This window comes from Veillonella sp. (assembly GCF_019414865.1).
Classification (GTDB): Bacteria; Bacillota; Negativicutes; order Veillonellales; family Veillonellaceae; genus Veillonella.
On sequence record NZ_DXLG01000104.1, the window covers coordinates 3162 to 5637 of the forward strand.

Sequence of the window (2476 nt, forward strand, 5' to 3'; positions counted from 1 at the left end):
CTAAGTCGTTTTCAGAACAGTTCGGGGCTTTCTATGTTTTTGTTAACCTTACAGCGCGAATATCAGCTATTAAAAACGTTAGATTATTTAAAGCCCATAGGACTCAGCACATTGTCCTTATATAGATTTATATTAATTATGCAGTTTATAGAGTTTTTATTAGTAATATGCAGTTCTAGTGTTATAATGAAGGCGTAGGGAATTTATGGTATGCAGATTGCATAGTTATTTGAATTTTATAGTCAGGAGAGAATAGTTATGAAAAAATGGTTTGCCTGTTTAGCGGTAGCCGGGTTATTATTCAGTGCTGGTGTGGGCGTGTCTCATGCTGAAAGTTGGTATGCTCTTGATACGGATCAATATGGTCGTACTGGCTATATCGACAATGACTCTGTTGATAAAAACGATGCTCGTGCTACATTGCGCTTGAAGATTGTAGATCCAAATGGAGATCACTCCATTTATACAATGACATTCAACCGTGCTGATAAAACAGTACAGCTCATTGATGTTGCTACATATAACCCACAAGGCTATATGATTGGTTCTGAAACATTGGCAAATACAAAAGTACAAATACAAGACGGAAGTAATCTAGATCACGTGTATCACTTGATTTGGTAAATTTCCTCTACTAGTAGAAAGGGTTCTATCTCTCATCGACCTCCATAGTGACCTAAGTCGGTCTCAAAGAGATAGAACCCTTTCTGCATGTATAATTAAATGTATCCAAATTATTTATTCCCTTATTTTATGGTATAATTTAAGGGAATAATTTTATTTATAAGGGATTAGAACAGAATGGAGGTGTGTGTATGCGTCGTTTTGAGTATGGTCGGATTCAGTCTTTGTCGTGGGATATGGATATTTTAAGCCTTATCGCAGGGATTTATCGGGCGAATGGCAAGGAGGAGGTTTTGCTTTCGCAGAGTCCTGCCATATTAGATTCTCTTGTAGAGTTGGCAAAGGTACAGAGTACAGAGGCGTCGAATGCGATTGAAGGGATTGTGACGACGAGTACGCGCCTTCGGCAGTTGGTAGCTGATAAGACTACGCCTCGAAATCGGGATGAGCAGGAGATTATGGGGTATCGTGATGCCTTAAATGTTATCCATGAAAGTTATGATTCCATAGCATTGTCTCGCAATCATATTTTGCAGTTACACAAGATTTTGTATAATTACCAGTTCAATGCCCGTGGTGGACAGTTAAAGAGTGTACAGAATTATATTAGTGCTACCTATCCCGATGGACGGACCAAGGTGTTATTTACTCCCCTAGCACCCTATGAGATCGCAGAGGCAATCGACCAGATTTGTGCTGAATATAATCGTGTTGTAGGTAATGGAGAGGTGGAGCCACTCCTAGCTATTCCTATTTTTATACATGATTTCTTATGCATTCACCCATTTAATGATGGAAATGGTCGTATGAGCCGTTTACTTACAACATTATTGTTGTATCGTAACGGCTTTATGGTAGGTAAGTATGTGTCGTTAGAGGCTAAGATTGCAAGACATAAGGATATGTATTACGAGGCCTTACGTGAGTCTAGTGATACTTGGTATGATGAAAGTTCCTGCCCTATACCGTTTATTCGCTATTGGTTACAAATGCTGTTAGCCGCGTATCATGACTTTGAGGACCGCAGTTCTATACTGGCAAATAGTGGTTCAGCAATAGATCAGGTGAAAGCAGCTATCGATAGCCATTTAGGGGCTTTTACAAAGCAAGATATTAGAGAATGGTGTCCGAATCTCAGTGATAGTTCCATTGAAGGCACTATACGTACCCTTGTGAAGGATGGACATATTCAACGTAAAGGAGGAGGACGGTCTACCTATTATGTGAAGTCTTAATGTTTGGAATAGATATTCTAATAATTGAGCACGTTTGTCTTTCATAAAATATTTAGTTTCATCGAATATACTAGATTTCATATTCTTGTATTTAATTCGAGAGGTAAAAATATGAAAAAAACATTGGCAGCTGTTTTGGCAGCAGGCGCTTTATTCATTGGTGGTATCGGTAGTGTTGATGCAGCAAATTGGTATACAGTTGGTACAGATAGCAATGGTATCACTTGGTCTATCGACAACGATTCTGTTAAAAAAGATGACAAAAAAGCTACTTTGGACATCAAAGCTATGGACTATGAAGGTTACCACTATATCGTAACTGAAGAGTTCAACCACAAAAAACGCGAAGTAAAAGACGTTAAGGTAACTCTTTATAACCCACAAGGTTATGTTGTGAAAGAAGAACAACCTAACAAATCTACTCGTAAGGTTGAACAAGGCACTCCTGCATACGCTGTGTACACACTTATCTGGGGTGACAAATAATCTGATCCTTCGAGGGTTATGATTCTTTGTGAAAGCCTCACACACGCACGTTCTCATTAGAGGGCGTGCGTTTTTTTTATTTAAATTGATGCGCGTTTTCTTTTGTTTTAATTCCCTAAAAGTTGGTGAAT

The 2476-nt window shown here is 38.7% G+C and carries 3 protein-coding genes; all 3 read left to right on the top strand.

Annotation, left to right across the window (positions count from 1 at the left end; all coding sequences use genetic code 11):
- Positions 1 to 258: 258 nt before the first annotated feature.
- The 3 genes from QZ334_RS06575 to QZ334_RS06585 all read left to right on the top strand — a co-directional run bounded on the left by QZ334_RS06575 (position 259) and on the right by QZ334_RS06585 (position 2345).
- Positions 259 to 624: a hypothetical protein gene (locus QZ334_RS06575; RefSeq protein WP_295232992.1), complete on the top strand. Its 366-nt coding sequence runs from the start codon at positions 259 to 261 to the stop codon at positions 622 to 624.
- Between the two features lie 191 nt (positions 625 to 815).
- Positions 816 to 1859 (top strand): Fic family protein, encoded by a 1044-nt coding sequence (locus QZ334_RS06580; protein WP_295232995.1) that lies wholly within the window; start codon positions 816 to 818, stop codon positions 1857 to 1859.
- A gap of 111 nt (positions 1860 to 1970) precedes the next feature.
- Positions 1971 to 2345 (top strand): hypothetical protein, encoded by a 375-nt coding sequence (locus tag QZ334_RS06585; RefSeq protein ID WP_005384879.1) that lies wholly within the window; start codon positions 1971 to 1973, stop codon positions 2343 to 2345.
- Positions 2346 to 2476: the final 131 nt, after the last annotated feature.

Bases quoted from the DNA above. Each gene is read 5' to 3' on its own strand.
- QZ334_RS06575 (WP_295232992.1), top strand. From the start codon at position 259: ATGAAAAAATGGTTTGCCTGTTTAGCGGTAGCCGGGTTATTATTCAGT.
- QZ334_RS06580 (WP_295232995.1), top strand. From the start codon at position 816: ATGCGTCGTTTTGAGTATGGTCGGATTCAGTCTTTGTCGTGGGATATG.
- QZ334_RS06585 (WP_005384879.1), top strand. From the start codon at position 1,971: ATGAAAAAAACATTGGCAGCTGTTTTGGCAGCAGGCGCTTTATTCATT.